The following is a 15,204-nucleotide window of genomic DNA, read 5'->3' as shown; positions in this document are numbered from 1 at the left end:
TGTTCATATTATCAAGCGCCTCTTCATAGGATGTAGTAAACAAGCCTCGGCGGGAGGACATTTCATGAACACGAAACTCAGAATCAAGCAGAGACGAGAAGAACGCATCCGGCGATTGATGGATGGTGCCACTGTGGAGGTCTTACAGGAGCAAAAAGTAGGTTCACTTTTGGACAAGAATGAGATCATTAACCCAAAACCATTTACGCCTAGTGAGGGGATACAGGAAAGAGATCCGGAATGGTTGTGGAAAAAAGAGAATGGTCATTTTGTTCCAGGGGGGCATTCGAGATTCAACCTGTTCAAGTCACTTCTCAAACGGACGGTCATTAGCGCTTTGATATTTGGCGGAGTATGGGGTCTGTTTCAGTTGGATACATCGTGGACGACATCAACCAAAACAGTAATTGCGGATGCACTCCATCGAGATATGGATTTTGCCTCAGCAGCGGCTTGGTATGAACGGCATTTTGGAGGAACGCCTTCGTTTCTTCCAGTCCTCGGACATACGACGGATGCTGTCAATGGTTCAGGCATTCGGCAGTTATTGGGCAAACCGATCTCAGGCACAGTGGTTCAGCCATTCGCGCTGAGCATGAAGGGAATTGAGATCGTTCCGGATGCCGCAGGTGCAGAACTTATACAGGTCGCAAGTTCTGATGCAGGGCGTGTCATGGAGGTTATCGGCGATGCAGCAAGTGGATTCACAGTTGTCATCCAGCATACAGGCAATGTCACGGCAATATACGGTCGTCTGAACGAAAGTGAAGTGAGCGTGAATGACTGGGTGGAAGCAGGGAATCTGGTGGGGAGTCTCAAGGCTACGGGTGGTGAACAACCGGCCACGCTCTATTTTGCAGTCAAAGAGGGGGAGGAGTACGTAGACCCAGCGGAAGTTGTTGCCCTTGATTAGGGTGTGGGGAGTCCGCATTACGTTTCATCCGTTTTTTGTAATTATTATGATGGCCTCCCTTCTGACTGGACATTTCATTGAACTTATTACGTTGTTTGCCATCGTATTCATTCATGAATGTGGACATGCTACGGCTGCTGCCCTTCTGGGCTATCGTGTTTTGTCAATCCAGATGCTCCCTTTTGGAGGAGTAGCGGTTATCGAAGATGGAGGTACAATCACGGCCTACCGGGAAATCATGATTGCTCTGGCTGGTCCATTACAAAACATCCTGATGGTTGGCGTGGTTATGCTGTTGCAGTATGGCAATCTGGGCGATCCGGTATTTCTCAACTATATCATTCAGGGGAACCTGCTCATTGCTCTCTTTAATCTGCTGCCTGTACTTCCTCTGGACGGAGGTAAAATTGTTCAGGCGCTTGTCAGTCTGTGGGCACCCTACTACACAACTTTAATGTGGACTTACAGAATTAGCATTCTGTGTAGCGTAGGGGTTATTTTATATGCTATCAGCCGATGGTTTACTGGCGACTACGGCCTACCGCTCAACATTCTGTTAATCGGCCTTTTTTTGTTCTATTCGAACGTAACGGATTATCGAAATGTGCCCTATCGCTTCATCCGTTTTCTCATGAATCGGGAAGGCGCGTTCGCTCGTCACGCGGCTACTGGCAGTTTGGCGCAGCCAATAATCTCATTTCCGGCGAAACCTTTGGACACTATTTTGCGTCTATTAAAGAGAGAAAGATACCATATGGTATACGTGATGAACAGACAGGGGCGAATTATGGCCGTCTTGCCTGAGCAAAGGATAATCGGTTCCTATTTTCAACAAAATGGTGATAAATTGTAGTGTTCTGGTGGACCTGTTCTGAAATGGGTTAATATATGTACAATGAGAATTGAAAAGATACTGAAATGGATGTGGATGATTTGAATTGTCTTCTAGAGGTGAAGCCATGAAACAAATGATAGTACATAATGAACATAACCTCATGCAAATGGCGCTTCTGGAAGAAGGCAAAGCTGTGGAATTTACGGCAGAGCGTACACGTGATCGTGGACTGCTGGGTTCCTTTTTCAAGGGACGGGTCGTGAATGTGTTACCAGGTATGCAAGCTGCTTTTGTGGATATTGGTCAGAAAAAGAATGCGTTCCTCTATGTGGACGATGTGTTGCATCCCCATCTGGAGAAACAGCCCAAGGTGAAGCCTTCCATCTCGGAGTTGCTTCGTCCGGGTCAGGAAGTCATTGTTCAGGTTCTGAAAGAACCGGTAGGAGGCAAGGGAGCCCGGGTGACGACTCATTATTCACTCCCGGGCCGTTGGCTTGTCTACATGCCTGTTGCTGACTATGTAGCGGTATCCAAGAAAATTGCCCGTGAAGGGGATCGTTCCCGTCTTAAGGCACTTGGGGAGCAACTGAGGCGGGATGAAGAAGGACTTATTATTCGGACCGTATCTGGAGAAGAGCAGCATGAAGCCATTAAGTCGGACTTGGAAACATTACGCGCGCAGTGGTATCTGATTCGTGAAAAAGCGGACAGTTTGCCTTCACCAAGCCTCTTGCATCGGGATCATAGCATGGTACAGCGAATCATCAGAGATGTGTATACGCCAGGGAGTGACGAAGTCATCACTGATAGTGAAGGACAAGCCCGTGAGGTAAAAGCATTGCTCGAAGAGATTAGTCCTGGTCACCAACCCAAAGTACAGGTGTATCGGGGAACAGAATCCATCTTTGCTGCCTATGGTGTGCAGGAACAGTTGAATAAGGATTTTGCCCGGAAAGTGTGGTTGCCCGGAGGCGGATACATTGTCATAGATCATACCGAAGCTCTGACGGTAGTGGATGTGAACACAGGCAAATATACGGGAGCTGGCGGTGACAGTCTGGAAGAGACCGTGACAGAGACCAACATACAGGCAGCAGTGGAGATTGCCCGTCTGATGCGCCTGCGGGATATTGGTGGCATGATTATTGTCGACTTCATTGATATGGAGGAAGCCTCGAATCGGCATGAAGTCGCGGCAACCTTGGAGGGTGAGCTTAAGAAGGATCGGACCAAAGCGTTTGTAATGGGTTGGACCAAGCTGGGTTTGCTCGAACTTACCCGTAAGAAAGTGCGGGAAGAAAGTACGTTACCCTATGTGGAGCCGTGTTCTTCCTGCCATGGTACGGGGAAAAGATATATTTCACCTTTGCATTGATTTTTGATATATTGCGTGATATAATCTTCAAGTATGTGTTTAGCCTAATGGTCTTGCACATGCTGTAACCGCACTGGCCGGGTATAAGAACAGTTCCGCAAGGATACTGTCACCTGAGAACGGGCGAGTCTGAGACATGAGGAGGTGCAAGGCAAATGTACGCAATTATTGAAACAGGCGGCAAACAGTACAAAGTCCAAGAGGGCGATGTTCTGTTCATCGAGAAATTGACTGCGAACGATGGCGAAAGCGTAACGTTCGACCGTGTCCTAGCTGTATCTAACGATCAAGGTTTGACAGCAGGTACACCATTGATTTCTGGAGCTACTGTAACGGCTAAAGTGGAGAAACATGGCAAAGGACAAAAGGTTATCGTATACAAATACAAACCTAAAAAGAACTACCATGTGAAGCAAGGTCACCGTCAACCGTACACTAAAGTAACTATCGAAACAATCAAAGCGTAAAGAAGGTGCGATAAGTGATTATCGTTCAAATCTTTCGTGATGAGGACGGGAACATCGAGCGTTTTTCCATCGAAGGGCATGCTAATTTTGCCAAGCGGGGAGAAGACATCGTATGTGCCGGGGTATCCGCTGTTACAGTGGGTACGGTGAACTCGATTGAAACATTGACCGGTGTCGAAATGGATGCCAGGATGAAGAATGGCTTTTTAAGCGGTTCTTTACCTATGTTAGAGAGAGGGGAAACCTGGTCCCAGGTGCAATTGTTACTCGAATCCATGGTGGTTATGCTCTCTAATATTGCAGAGTCATACGGGAAGTATATTAAAATACAGCAATTCAAATAAGCAAAGAAGGAGGACAACCAATCATGTTGAAATTAAATCTTCAGTTATTCGCATCGAAAAAAGGTGTAGGTTCCACGAAGAACGGACGTGACAGTAATGCTCAACGTCTGGGTGTTAAACGTGCTGATGGTCAAACTGTAACTGGTGGTAGCATTCTCGTTCGCCAACGCGGAACGAAAATTCACCCAGGAACTAACGTTGGCATCGGTAAAGATGACACTTTGTTCGCGAAAATCGACGGCGTTGTAAAATTCGAACGTTGGGGACGCGATCGCAAAAAAGTAAGCATCTATCCTGTTAATGTTGCTCCTGTAGCAGCAGCAGTAGAAGCGTAATATCGGCATTCCGCCTAAGGAGCCTTCGGCATTTTTGCCGAAGGTTTTTTGTATTCAACGGTTATTCGATAATGAACTGGCAGAAAAGACATGTTATACTTGGTTACGGTGGGTGTAGACCAACCGAGTTTTGTAGAACGGGGAGAAGCCATGAAATCTTGGAAAAGAGTGCCGTGGATTGCGGCATGTTCACTTCTGATTCCTTTGGTTTTCGTTATGTTGTATCCGGCGATGATCTCAAGCGTCGTGTGCGCATTGTGGTCCGTCGCAGTATTGCTCATTTCTGTGAATGCGATGAAGAAACAGGCGGAGGCGGAACGCAGAGCCATCATACAATCCATGGAAAAAACGGCAATTGCTTCATTAAATCATCATCGACACGACTGGATGAACGACCTTCAGGTGTTATATGGATATCTTCGGCTGGGCAAACTTGATAAATCCTTGCAATGTGTGGAAAGAATAAAAGAGCGGGTTACAGAAGAAAGCCGAATCTCCAGATTAGGCATTCCTTCCCTCGTATTTTATCTTCAGTCTTTTCGTGCCAGTGGAATTGCGCTGGAATTGCATGTGGAAATAGAAGATGAGTTGCAGCTTAGTGCTCTGGTCTCTCCCGAGGATGGCGAGTCACTTACCGGGGCGATTGCGGATGCAATCAGGGCCTATCAATATGGCGGGGGCCGGTCTTCTTGGGGAGAGGTTCGCAAACTGACCTTGAACTTCGGACAGGATCATGGAGATGTGGTTGTCCGACTGGACGGGGATCAAACACCCGATCCGGAAACACTGCGGCAGCTTACTGCCGTACTCAAAGGAAAAAAAGTCAGAACGGAGCAGTTTCCGTCTGAGGATACGTTTATACAATTCAGAATGCCGTGTGGAATATAGGAAGAAGGGGTTAACCAATGTTTGTAGATAAAGCGAAGATTTATGTAAAAGCCGGAGACGGAGGGGACGGAATTATTTCTTTCCGTCGTGAGAAGTATGTACCAAACGGCGGACCTGCCGGGGGCGATGGAGGCAGAGGAGCTGACATCATTTTCCGCGTGGATGAAGGTTTGCGTACGTTGATGGATTTCCGTTACCAGCGTCACTTCAAGGCCCCACGTGGTGAGAAGGGACGTAATAAAAGTCAGCATGGTGCAAACGCGGAGAATATGATTGTGCGCATTCCACCAGGAACTATCATATTGGATGAAGATAGTGGAGAAGTACTGGCGGATATGACACGTCACGGTCAACAGGTTGTTATTGCTCGTGGTGGTCGGGGCGGAAGGGGTAACATCCGCTTTGCTACACCGAACAATCCTGCACCTGAACTTGCTGAGAACGGTGAAGAAGGACAAGAGCGTTACATCGTACTCGAACTGAAAGTTATGGCAGATGTTGGTCTGGTTGGTTTCCCGAGTGTAGGGAAATCCACATTGCTTTCTGTCGTTTCGTCAGCCAAGCCAAAGATCGGTGCTTACCATTTCACAACCATTACACCGAATCTGGGTGTAGTCGGTGTAGGAGAAGGCCGAAGCTTTGTTATGGCCGATTTGCCTGGACTGATTGAAGGTGCACATGAAGGAGTCGGACTGGGACATGAGTTCCTGCGTCATGTTGAGCGTACTCGTATTATTGTTCATGTCGTAGATATGTCGGGTTCAGAAGGACGCGATCCTTTTGAAGACTGGCAGAAAATCAATGACGAATTGAAGTTATACAATCCGCTTCTCGCCGAGAGAACGCAAATTGTAGCAGCTAACAAGATGGATATGCCAGACTCTGAAGCGAACCTGGAGCAATTTTTACAGCAAGTTCGCGAAGTTCAACCTGATATTGAAGTGATGCCAATTTCATCCTTGACCCGGAAAGGGATTCAAGAACTTCTGTATCGTGCAGCTGATCTGCTGGATCAGGTTCCAGACGAGCGTGTGGTTGAAGAGGTAGCAGATGTATCTGAACGTAAAGTATACAGTCTGGACAAAAAAGAAGACGATGGTTTCAAAATTGTGCGTGAGAATGAAATGTTCGTTGTCGAAAGTGCCAAGATTGACCGCATGATGAAACGGATGCAACTGAACTCACATGAAGCTATACTGAAACTCGCACGTACACTTCGTTATATGGGTGTGGACGCTGAGTTGCGTAAGCGCGGAGCTGTAGAAGGCACCATCGTGCGTATTGGAGACTTTGAATTCGAATTCGTGGAAGGCAGCAGTTACTATTAAGTAGCTGTCTTCCGTGGAGAGACAGATCGATATAGGAACGCAGAGAAGTGGGAATTTGACCCGCAACTCTGCGTTTTTTTGTTTTTTCCTGACATGGGAGAGGGATAAACTTGTATACTGTGAGGAACGTATTTCAAAAAATAGGCGTGTCATGTATTGCCCTTTTGTCATAGATCCTATATAATGTCCACTATATGAATACATGAGTCTTTGAGGAGAGGACGTTCTGTGAACGAACGCTATTACTTAGTACGGGAAGATATTTTACCAGAGGCAGTGGTGAAGACCATGCAGGTAAAAGAACTACTGGCTTCTGGCGATGTTAAAACAGTGCATGAGGCGGTTGAACAGGTCGGATTAAGCCGGAGTGCCTTTTACAAGTACAAGGATGGAATACATCTGATCAACCAGCTTGAGCGCGAGAGAATTGTAACGATCTCCATTGACTTGGAGCATCAGTCGGGTATCTTGTCTCGTGTGCTTGGACATGTAGCTGGTTATGGAGCTAATGTACTCACGATTAATCAGAGTATCCCGCTTCAGGGAAGAGCCAATGTTGTCATTTCAGTGGAAACGACACATCTTCATGGTGAAATTGGTGAAATGCTGGATCGAATGCAAGATATGCCTGGAGTAAGACGCACACGTATAGTAGGCCAAGGGTAATTAGGCTTTAATAACATACAGGACTGACAGACAAGAATAGACATTAGGGGGTAGATCGTTAGTGAAACCAGTAAAAGTCGGATTGTTGGGTCTGGGAACTGTCGGAACGGGAGTCGTTCGCATTGTGGAAGGGAATCAGGAGGATCTGAGCAGTCAGGTTGGATCGCCGATTGTCATCGAGAAGATCGCAGTGAAAAATACAGAGAAAGAACGTGTTATTGCTGTAGACCGTGCCAAGCTTACGGAAGATCCTTGGGAAGTCATTCGTCATCCGGATATTGATGTCATCGTTGAAGTCATGGGCGGCATTGATCAGACGAAGGAGTATATTCTTGAAGCGTTGGAACGTGGGAAGCATATCGTAACAGCAAACAAAGATCTCATGGCACTGCATGGTACAGAGATTTTGGCGAAGGCACAGGAAAAACAATGTGACGTGTTCTATGAGGCGAGTGTTGCTGGAGGGATTCCGATCATTCGTACGCTGATTGAAGGTTTCTCTTCTGACCGGATTACCCGCATTATGGGGATTGTGAACGGAACAACGAACTTTATTCTGACCAAAATGAGTCAGGAAGGTGCATCCTATGAAGAAGTACTGGCTGAAGCACAGGCTCTGGGATACGCCGAATCCGATCCAACTTCCGATGTGGAGGGACTTGACGCAGCTCGCAAAATGGCGATCTTGAGTACACTCGGTTTCCGCACCAATGTGGAGTTGAAGGATGTAACCGTTAAAGGAATATCCTCCGTAACTCGTGAAGACATTATGTATGCCAAAAGATTGGGCTATGAGATGAAGTTACTTGGTATTGCGGACCGTATTGGCGATGAGATCACAATCAGCGTTCAGCCGACAATGGTTAGACAGAATCACCCGATTGCTTCAGTCAACGGTGTGTTCAACGCAGTATATGTACACGGTGAAGCTGTAGGGGAGACAATGTTCTACGGTGCGGGTGCGGGAGAACTCCCAACGGCAACTTCGGTTGTAGCTGACATTGTGGCGGTTACCAAAAACCTTAAACTTGGCGTGAACGGTCTCAAAGCAATTGTGCCTTATAAGATTAAGCGACTACAAAGCGACGAGCAGATCGTGTCGAAAAACTTTATTTTACTACACGTAGACGACAAAGCCGGGGTGTTGGCACAAATCACACAAATTTTCGCAGAGTATGATGTCAGTCTGGCGTCGGTTGTTCAACAGCCGAATGAGCACAACCCGGATGCCGAGATCATTATCGTTACACATAATGCAAGTAAGGCAAGCATGGATAAAGTGTTAAAACATTTTGAATCACTCAGCGTCATTCGCCGCATTAAGAGTGTCTACCGGGTCGAAGGATAATAGTTCTTATATCCCATACGGCATCTCAATTATTTCAGTTATAACGTACAAGTTAATCATATCCGGTTCAACAGGTCATCATTTCAGATTAATAAAACATAAAGGAGTTTACCCATAATGAGATATCAAGGACTTTTGCAAACGTACAGAGAGCACCTTCCAGTTAATGAAAATACACCCCTGCTTACGCTTCAGGAAGGAAATACACCGTTGATTCATGCAGAGAATCTGTCTGAGGAACTCGGTTTAAATGTTTACTTCAAATACGAAGGTTTGAACCCTACGGGATCTTTCAAAGACCGCGGTATGGTTATGGCTGTTGCCAAAGCTATGGAAGAGGGCAGCCGTACGATCATGTGTGCATCCACAGGTAATACGTCAGCAGCTGCAGCGGCCTACGCCGCACGTGGTGGCCTCAATTGTATCGTACTGATCCCGAATAACAACATTGCACTGGGTAAACTGGCCCAAGCCATGATCTATGGAGCTAAAGTGATAGCGATCAATGGTAACTTTGACCGTGCACTGGAGATTGTGCGTGAGATCACAGCCAAACATCCGATCACGCTTGTAAACTCTGTGAATCCGTTCCGGATTGAAGGACAGAAGACAGCAGCGTTTGAAGTAATTGAACAACTTGGCGAAGCGCCTGACGTTCTGGCTATTCCAGTCGGTAATGCGGGTAATATCTCGGCTTATTGGAAAGGTTTCAAAGAATATAAAGAGGCAGGTAAATCCAACACGCTTCCACGTATGGTTGGTTTCGAAGCAGAAGGTGCGATGGCCATAGTCAAAGGTGAGCCGATCCTTGAACCTGAAACGGTAGCAACAGCAATTCGAATCGGTAATCCGGCGAGCTGGAAAACGGCAGTAGCTGCAGCTGAGGAATCTGGTGGACAGATCAACTATGTAACGGATGAACAAATCCTTACAGCGTATCGTACACTTGCTTCTCGGGAAGGAATTTTTGCTGAACCTGCTTCTGCGGCTTCCCTTGCTGGTGTATACAAACTGAAGAGTGAAGGGTACTTTAAAGGCGGAGAGACTGTAGTTTGTGTACTGACAGGTAATGGCCTGAAAGATCCTAATATTGCGATCAAAACAGTAGCGACTGAGCCACTTGTTGTTGAAGATACGGAAGAAGCGGTAATGGCGGCCATTGCACAACTGGAGCAGCAATCTGTATGAGTTTGCGTGAAAAGGTAACTGTAAAAATACCTGCAAGCACAGCCAATCTCGGTCCGGGGTTTGATACCCTGGGCATGGCATTGTCTTTGTATGCCTGGTTGGAAATGAAACCTGCCGAGCAGACGTCATTTCATCTTCACGGCAATCATTTGACAGGCCTGCCAACAGATAAATCGAATTTGATTTACGAAGTGGCACAGATGGTATTCAATGAAGCTGGGGTATCCGTCCCTGAATTGGAGATTTCCATGTATTCGGATATTCCGCTTACGCGGGGACTCGGGAGCAGTGCATCAGCCATCGTTGGGGCATTGGCAGCGGCTAATGCATTAATTGGTGCTCCTTTATCCGATGCGAAGCTTTTGGATATGGCCACATCCCTCGAGAAGCATCCTGATAATGTTGGAGCATCTCTGTATGGCGGTATTATTACGGCTGCATGGAATGGTCAACAGGTAGATCATATACGTATTGAACCACACCAGGATCTGCAGGCTTTGGTTATTGTACCTGAATTCCAGCTGTCTACTTCAAAAGCAAGGAATGTAATTCCAGAGCAATTTGGCATGTCTGATGTGGTGCATAACATTAGCAGATCCTCGCTGCTCGTTGCCGCTATGGCGAGTGGACGACTGGATATGATTCAGAAGGCGATGTCAGATCGAATTCACCAACCATATCGGGCATCATTGGTGCCAGGCATGGCTGAGATATTGGAACATGCCGTCGATCATGGAGCGTTGGGAGCTGCCCTGAGCGGAGCTGGACCGACCGTATTGACTTTGGTAGATCGTCATGACACCCGGAAAGCAGGATTGGAACAATATTTGCTGGACACCATGGAGCGGGAGGGCATATCTGCTTCTGCACTGTGGCTCGATCCGGATTTGGACGGTGTAACCGTGCTGCCTGATCAAGACGAACGTCCTTTTCTGGACAGAATCAAAGGGGAAGTTAATGCATGAAACGAATTGCAGTATTACCTGAAGGCTCAGTCTCTCATGAGGCAATTGATTTCCTTTTCAACGGTGAACCGTTAGAGTTGCTTCATTCCAAGCTGATTTCGGATGTTTTTCGAGCAACGGATAGCGGGAAGGCACAATACAGTGTTATTCCGATTGAGAATACCATTGAAGGCTCCGTTAGTCTTCATATGGACTGGCTTGTGAATGAAGTGGATATTCCGATGCAAGCAGAGTGGGTATACCCCTCCATCCAGAATGTTATTGGACATGGCTCGGAATTTAAGACAGAGAGTGGCGAGTATGACTTTGGTAGAATCACCAAGATTATGTCTCACCCTGTGGCTATTCCGCAGTGTCAGAATTTTATTCGGCTGCATTCGCCTGGGGCAGACCTTGAAGGTGTGAATAGTACGGCTGAAGCTGTTGAAATTGTGAAAAAAAATCCGGGTAAAGGCTGGGTGGCGATCGGTACAAAGCTTGCTGCTCAGAAGCATGGATTGGACATTATGGCTGAAAAGGTTACAGATCATGACAACAACTACACCCGTTTTGTGCTCATCGGCCATGAACCTGTGAACATTCCACGTGAACCGGATCATGTAAAAACCAGCTTGCTGGTGACATTGCCAGAAGATGCACCGGGTGCGTTGCATCAGGTATTGTCGGCTTTTGCATGGCGGAAGCTGAACTTGACCCGTCTCGAATCTCGTCCAACGAAGAAACGATTGGGCAGTTACTATTTTTACATTGATGTTGTGGAAACGGTCGATTCGGTATTGCTTACCGCAGCCATGGCAGAGATTGAAGCATTGAATTGTCAGGTGCGCGTTCTGGGTAGCTATCCTTGTTATACATATCCTTCAAGATAATTGACCTGGTGGTGTTTGGGAATGTTAGAAGGTTGTCATAAGTCGGGATAGAATGAGCGAGTAATGGCTTGTCATTTGGTGTACAATGGACGGGTTAATAACGTTTCGGAGTACAGTGAATGGATATTTTATGGAGGTGCAGTCATCGGTGGCAGAACAATGGATCTATTTGGATGGTCAGTATGTGACCAAGGAGAACGCAACCGTTTCGGTATATGATCATGGATTTTTGTATGGAGACGGGATTTTCGAAGGTATTCGGATCTATAACGGAAATATTTTCAGATGTAAGGCCCACTTGGATCGTTTGTATGATTCGGCGAAATCCATCAGTTTGAACATTCCGCTGTCCATTGATGAGATGCTGGAAGTCATGGCTGAAACGGTGCGCCGCAATGATATGCGTAATGGTTATATTCGTCTTATTGTATCGCGCGGCCCTGGTAATCTGGGGTTGGACCCGTTACGTTGCCCTAAGGCATCCGTAATCATCATCGTGGAGCAATTGGCGATCTATCCCGAGGAAGCGTATCTTACTGGATTGAAAGCCGTGTCGGTATCCCAACGCCGGAACATTCCGGACGCATTGAATCCAAAAATTAAATCGTTGAACTATCTCAATAACATACTGGTTAAAATCCAGTCTAACTATTCAGGTGCTGGTGAAGCAATCATGCTGAACTCCCAAGGTTACGTTACTGAGGGTTCAAGTGATAACATCTTCATCATCAAAAATGGTGTAGTGTACACGCCGCCTTGTTATCTCGGAGCACTTGAAGGGATTACACGTCAAGCGATTATCGATCTATGTGGCGAACTGGAGCTTGAATTAAAAGAAGTGCCATTCACCCTGCATGATGTGTATATCGCAGACGAAGTCTTTTTCACCGGGACAGCTGCAGAAGTTATCGCTGCATATGAAGTGGATGGAAGAACAATTGGCACGGGGGTAGCAGGTCCAGTAACGCTGAGACTGCTGGAAGCATTTCGTCAGATTGTTGACAAAGATGGATATAAAGTGTGGGAATCTTAAGTTAGAATTGCATAACATAGGGAACAGGAATCCTCCTTGTCCGATAAAATTCTGCATACCTGGTGTATGGGGATTTTAGAGACAGGAGGATTTTTTTTGTTTAGTTGATGTCATTAGCCCGGTTTCTGCATAGGATGTAGTAACGGTATGGGCGAATGTACTGCCCAAGTATGACGTCTAGGAGGTTAGTTCCCTGTGAAAATACACATGGTGAAAAAAGGCGACACATTATATCTGCTGTCCCAAAAATACAATGTAGCGCTGGACAAATTGATCGCGGCTAATCCGCAAATCACAAATCCCGACAAGCTGGATATTGGCATGAAGGTCAAAATCCCTGCAGAGCCAGTAACACCGAAGCCGGAGGGTGTGCTCCACAGTCACAAGGTGCAGCAAGGAGATTCGTTATGGAAGTTGGCACAAGCCTGGGGAGTTCCTTTAAAAGATATGGTCAATGCCAATCCACAGTTGAAAAATCCGAACGCTCTGCTGGTGGGGGAGACAGTTTACATTCCATCTATGCACGCACAAGGAAACAGCACATCTAATCCGGGTGCCGGCAACATTGCTGCTCATGAAAAGTTGTCACCTGAAGGTAAGGAATATACGGGAGTCAAAGAACCGGAGCCCCCGGCTCCAGTTACGCCAACTCCCCCTGCCCCGGTAGCAGAGGTTCCTGTTCCGGTCCCGGTGCCTGCTCCACCACCTACCAATCCGGTAATGCCGAATGTAATGCCGGAACTGGAGGTACTGCCGCAGTTACCAGAGCTTCCTGAAGTGAAGCCGGAAAAGGAAACGCACAAAAAAGAAGAGGTTAAAACCGAAGTTCATGTAAAACCGGTAGCAGAATCCAAGAAATATACAATGCCTAATCTTTCGCCTGAAATTACGCCTTTGCCTGTAATGCCTAATACAAAGTCTCCAACTGAGGTTGCACCAGCAACGAAAAAGCCTTGTGGTTGTGGTAATAAGTTGCATCATGCGCCAGCCGAACACCCTTATGTTCAAATCCCGGTTCCTGCACAAGAGGTGTATGGTGCGCAGCAAGACATGTACACGGCAGGAGCGAGTAACAATACGTCGTTTCCGGGGATTCCGGAAGTTAGTCCTTATAGTAGCAGTGATCTGCCAAACAGTCCGTGGACTGGTGCGGAACAGGGTTATAACCACAATAACGTTATGCCGAATCTGTCCGCAGCAATGCAAAACAACTCATTTCCGATTGCGCCAGCTGCCGAAGTGAATAGTCCATTTCCGACGTATGCAGCACCTGGTCATATGAATCATCAGCCGCCTTTCATATCTCCATACTCAATGCTTCCGTACCCTCCATGCGGATGTGGCTCACATACACATATGCCTCAGTATACTTATCCTTCTCATGGTTATCAGGATCCGGCTTGGAATATGTATGGTCCTTCGTACGGTATGCCGCCTGAAATGTCCACATCCACGATGCCAAACCAGCCTATTGAGTATGCTTATCAGAATCCGTATCCTACTCAGAACATGGTTCCGCCGTCTCCGCTTGGAGCATTTGGTGAAATGTATCCTCCTCATGGGCAAGGAAGGGGTGGTAAAAAAGGGGGGCGTGAAGACGCTAACTTAAGTCAGGTAGCAATTGAAGAGGTTGGATCAGATTCGGAAGGGAAGTCCAAGCAAGCAGGGAATAAGCTGGCAGCTGCAAAACGCAGAACAACCAAGGCTCCTCTGAAGAATAAATCCAAAGTATCCGTGTCCGGGAAAACATCCAGAGAGGGTGAAGCTCCTTCTAACCAACGGAAATCCGATAAAAAGCGTCGTAATCCATGGATACAAAACTAACCTAGCGCGGATTGCGATTGATGAAAAAGTCAGGTGCATGTTTTATTTAGTGGGAAGTCTGCTCTGTAATGGAGAGAGGCTTCCCGCTTTCCTTAATAAACATTGAGTTTCGCATTACGGAGATACAGCTGTTCTGGAAATGATAAAGAGCATTTTTTTGAGAAGTTGTTGTAAACCCTTTCATAAATGTGTTAAAATATTTGTACCCTATGAGCGTAAGCTATTATGATAGGACAAGATAGGGAACGGATATGGTAGCTTTAGCTAATGCAAAACTACTAAAGAAAAGAAATGAAAAAAACTGTTGCATTACATTCAGCCGTATGATATATTATTTAAGTCGCCGCTGAAACACACGGCTGACACGGGAAACACAAGAGATAATGAAACAAGTTTGATCTTTGAAAACTGAACAACGAGTGAGTAAACATTCTGCTTGCAGAATGAACGCGAAAGTTTGAAACAAGCCTTGGCTTGAATCGACTGGAGCACAAATGAGATTTTTAATCTCGTCAGATTCAAAATGAGCTTATCGCTCTTTTCAATACTTTATTGGAGAGTTTGATCCTGGCTCAGGACGAACGCTGGCGGCATGCCTAATACATGCAAGTCGAGCGGACTTGAAGAGAAGCTTGCTTCTCTGATAGTTAGCGGCGGACGGGTGAGTAACACGTAGGCAACCTGCCCTCAAGTTTGGGACAACTACCGGAAACGGTAGCTAATACCGAATAATTGTTTTCTTCGCCTGAAGGAAACTGGAAAGACGGAGCAATCTGTCACTTGGGGATGGGCCTGCGGCGCATTAGCTAGTTGGTGAGGTAACGGC

15 protein-coding genes, 1 rRNA gene and 1 other annotated feature are annotated in these 15,204 nt (G+C 46.6%); all 16 genes read left to right on the top strand.

Features of this window, described 5'->3' with window-relative positions:
- The first annotated feature begins 64 nt into the window (after positions 1–64).
- Complete coding sequence (locus ACE04G_RS27895) at positions 65–913, top strand: peptidoglycan DD-metalloendopeptidase family protein (RefSeq protein WP_449004650.1); 849 nt, start codon at positions 65–67, stop codon at positions 911–913.
- The gene (locus tag ACE04G_RS27890; RefSeq protein WP_339178851.1) at positions 906–1,766 is read left to right on the top strand and encodes a M50 family metallopeptidase; all 861 of its coding nucleotides are present in this window, start codon (positions 906–908) and stop codon (positions 1,764–1,766) included. Before ACE04G_RS27895 ends, ACE04G_RS27890 begins: the two co-directional genes overlap by 8 nt.
- Positions 1,767–1,872: 106 nt before the next feature.
- Positions 1,873–3,123: an Rne/Rng family ribonuclease gene (locus ACE04G_RS27885; RefSeq protein ID WP_036605911.1), complete on the top strand. Its 1,251-nt coding sequence runs from the start codon at positions 1,873–1,875 to the stop codon at positions 3,121–3,123.
- Positions 3,124–3,179: 56 nt separating this feature from the next.
- Positions 3,180–3,264, top strand: a sequence feature (ribosomal protein L21 leader region).
- A 14-nt stretch (positions 3,265–3,278) separates the two neighbouring features.
- Positions 3,279–3,590 (top strand): 50S ribosomal protein L21, encoded by a 312-nt coding sequence (gene rplU, locus ACE04G_RS27880; RefSeq protein ID WP_017692620.1) that lies wholly within the window; start codon positions 3,279–3,281, stop codon positions 3,588–3,590.
- Between the two features lie 14 nt (positions 3,591–3,604).
- Entirely contained in the window at positions 3,605–3,934 is a 330-nt protein-coding gene (locus ACE04G_RS27875) for a ribosomal-processing cysteine protease Prp (protein ID WP_449004651.1), read from the top strand.
- Positions 3,935–3,957: 23 nt separating this feature from the next.
- Positions 3,958–4,269, top strand: coding sequence for a 50S ribosomal protein L27 (gene rpmA, locus ACE04G_RS27870; RefSeq protein WP_017692622.1), 312 nt, complete (start codon positions 3,958–3,960; stop codon positions 4,267–4,269).
- 90 nt (positions 4,270–4,359) lie between these two features.
- The gene (locus tag ACE04G_RS27865) at positions 4,360–5,157 is read left to right on the top strand and encodes a Spo0B domain-containing protein (RefSeq protein ID WP_017692623.1); all 798 of its coding nucleotides are present in this window, start codon (positions 4,360–4,362) and stop codon (positions 5,155–5,157) included.
- A 17-nt stretch (positions 5,158–5,174) separates the two neighbouring features.
- A complete protein-coding gene (obgE, locus tag ACE04G_RS27860; protein WP_076216952.1) occupies positions 5,175–6,485 on the top strand; it encodes a GTPase ObgE in 1,311 nt (436 codons plus the stop codon).
- Positions 6,486–6,713: 228 nt separating this feature from the next.
- The gene (locus ACE04G_RS27855; protein WP_017692625.1) at positions 6,714–7,151 is read left to right on the top strand and encodes an ACT domain-containing protein; all 438 of its coding nucleotides are present in this window, start codon (positions 6,714–6,716) and stop codon (positions 7,149–7,151) included.
- Between the two features lie 61 nt (positions 7,152–7,212).
- Positions 7,213–8,499 (top strand): homoserine dehydrogenase, encoded by a 1,287-nt coding sequence (locus ACE04G_RS27850; protein WP_017692626.1) that lies wholly within the window; start codon positions 7,213–7,215, stop codon positions 8,497–8,499.
- 117 nt (positions 8,500–8,616) lie between these two features.
- Positions 8,617–9,687 carry a threonine synthase gene (gene thrC, locus ACE04G_RS27845; protein ID WP_036605915.1) on the top strand — a complete coding sequence of 357 codons (1,071 nt, stop codon included), beginning with the start codon at positions 8,617–8,619 and terminating at the stop codon, positions 9,685–9,687.
- Entirely contained in the window at positions 9,684–10,652 is a 969-nt protein-coding gene (gene thrB / locus ACE04G_RS27840) for a homoserine kinase (RefSeq protein WP_221820855.1), read from the top strand. The genes thrC and thrB overlap by 4 nt, the downstream gene beginning before the upstream one ends.
- A complete protein-coding gene (gene pheA, locus ACE04G_RS27835) occupies positions 10,649–11,521 on the top strand; it encodes a prephenate dehydratase (protein WP_449004652.1) in 873 nt (290 codons plus the stop codon). The genes thrB and pheA overlap by 4 nt, the downstream gene beginning before the upstream one ends.
- Before the next feature lie 148 nt (positions 11,522–11,669).
- Positions 11,670–12,554 carry a branched-chain-amino-acid transaminase gene (ilvE, locus tag ACE04G_RS27830; RefSeq protein ID WP_017692630.1) on the top strand — a complete coding sequence of 295 codons (885 nt, stop codon included), beginning with the start codon at positions 11,670–11,672 and terminating at the stop codon, positions 12,552–12,554.
- A gap of 195 nt (positions 12,555–12,749) precedes the next feature.
- Positions 12,750–14,378 (top strand): LysM peptidoglycan-binding domain-containing protein, encoded by a 1,629-nt coding sequence (locus tag ACE04G_RS27825; protein ID WP_449004653.1) that lies wholly within the window; start codon positions 12,750–12,752, stop codon positions 14,376–14,378.
- 549 nt (positions 14,379–14,927) lie between these two features.
- Positions 14,928–15,204: ribosomal RNA gene (locus ACE04G_RS27820) — 16S ribosomal RNA — on the top strand; the annotation flags it as partial.

The sequence above is a fragment of the Paenibacillus sp. AGC31 genome, assembly GCF_057334655.1.
Note: the sequence above shows the minus strand (reverse complement) of the source record. Positions and strands in the feature narration are given on the sequence as shown.

Excerpts from the sequence above, each read along its gene's own strand:
- obgE (WP_076216952.1), top strand. The coding sequence starts at position 5,175 with ATGTTTGTAGATAAAGCGAAGATTTATGTAAAAGCCGGAGACGGAGGG.
- thrB (WP_221820855.1), top strand. The coding sequence starts at position 9,684 with ATGAGTTTGCGTGAAAAGGTAACTGTAAAAATACCTGCAAGCACAGCC.
- ACE04G_RS27865 (WP_017692623.1), top strand. The coding sequence starts at position 4,360 with ATGTTATACTTGGTTACGGTGGGTGTAGACCAACCGAGTTTTGTAGAA.
- ACE04G_RS27895 (WP_449004650.1), top strand. The coding sequence starts at position 65 with ATGAACACGAAACTCAGAATCAAGCAGAGACGAGAAGAACGCATCCGG.
- rpmA (WP_017692622.1), top strand. The coding sequence starts at position 3,958 with ATGTTGAAATTAAATCTTCAGTTATTCGCATCGAAAAAAGGTGTAGGT.
- thrC (WP_036605915.1), top strand. The coding sequence starts at position 8,617 with ATGAGATATCAAGGACTTTTGCAAACGTACAGAGAGCACCTTCCAGTT.
- ACE04G_RS27885 (WP_036605911.1), top strand. The coding sequence starts at position 1,873 with ATGAAACAAATGATAGTACATAATGAACATAACCTCATGCAAATGGCG.
- pheA (WP_449004652.1), top strand. The coding sequence starts at position 10,649 with ATGAAACGAATTGCAGTATTACCTGAAGGCTCAGTCTCTCATGAGGCA.
- rplU (WP_017692620.1), top strand. The coding sequence starts at position 3,279 with ATGTACGCAATTATTGAAACAGGCGGCAAACAGTACAAAGTCCAAGAG.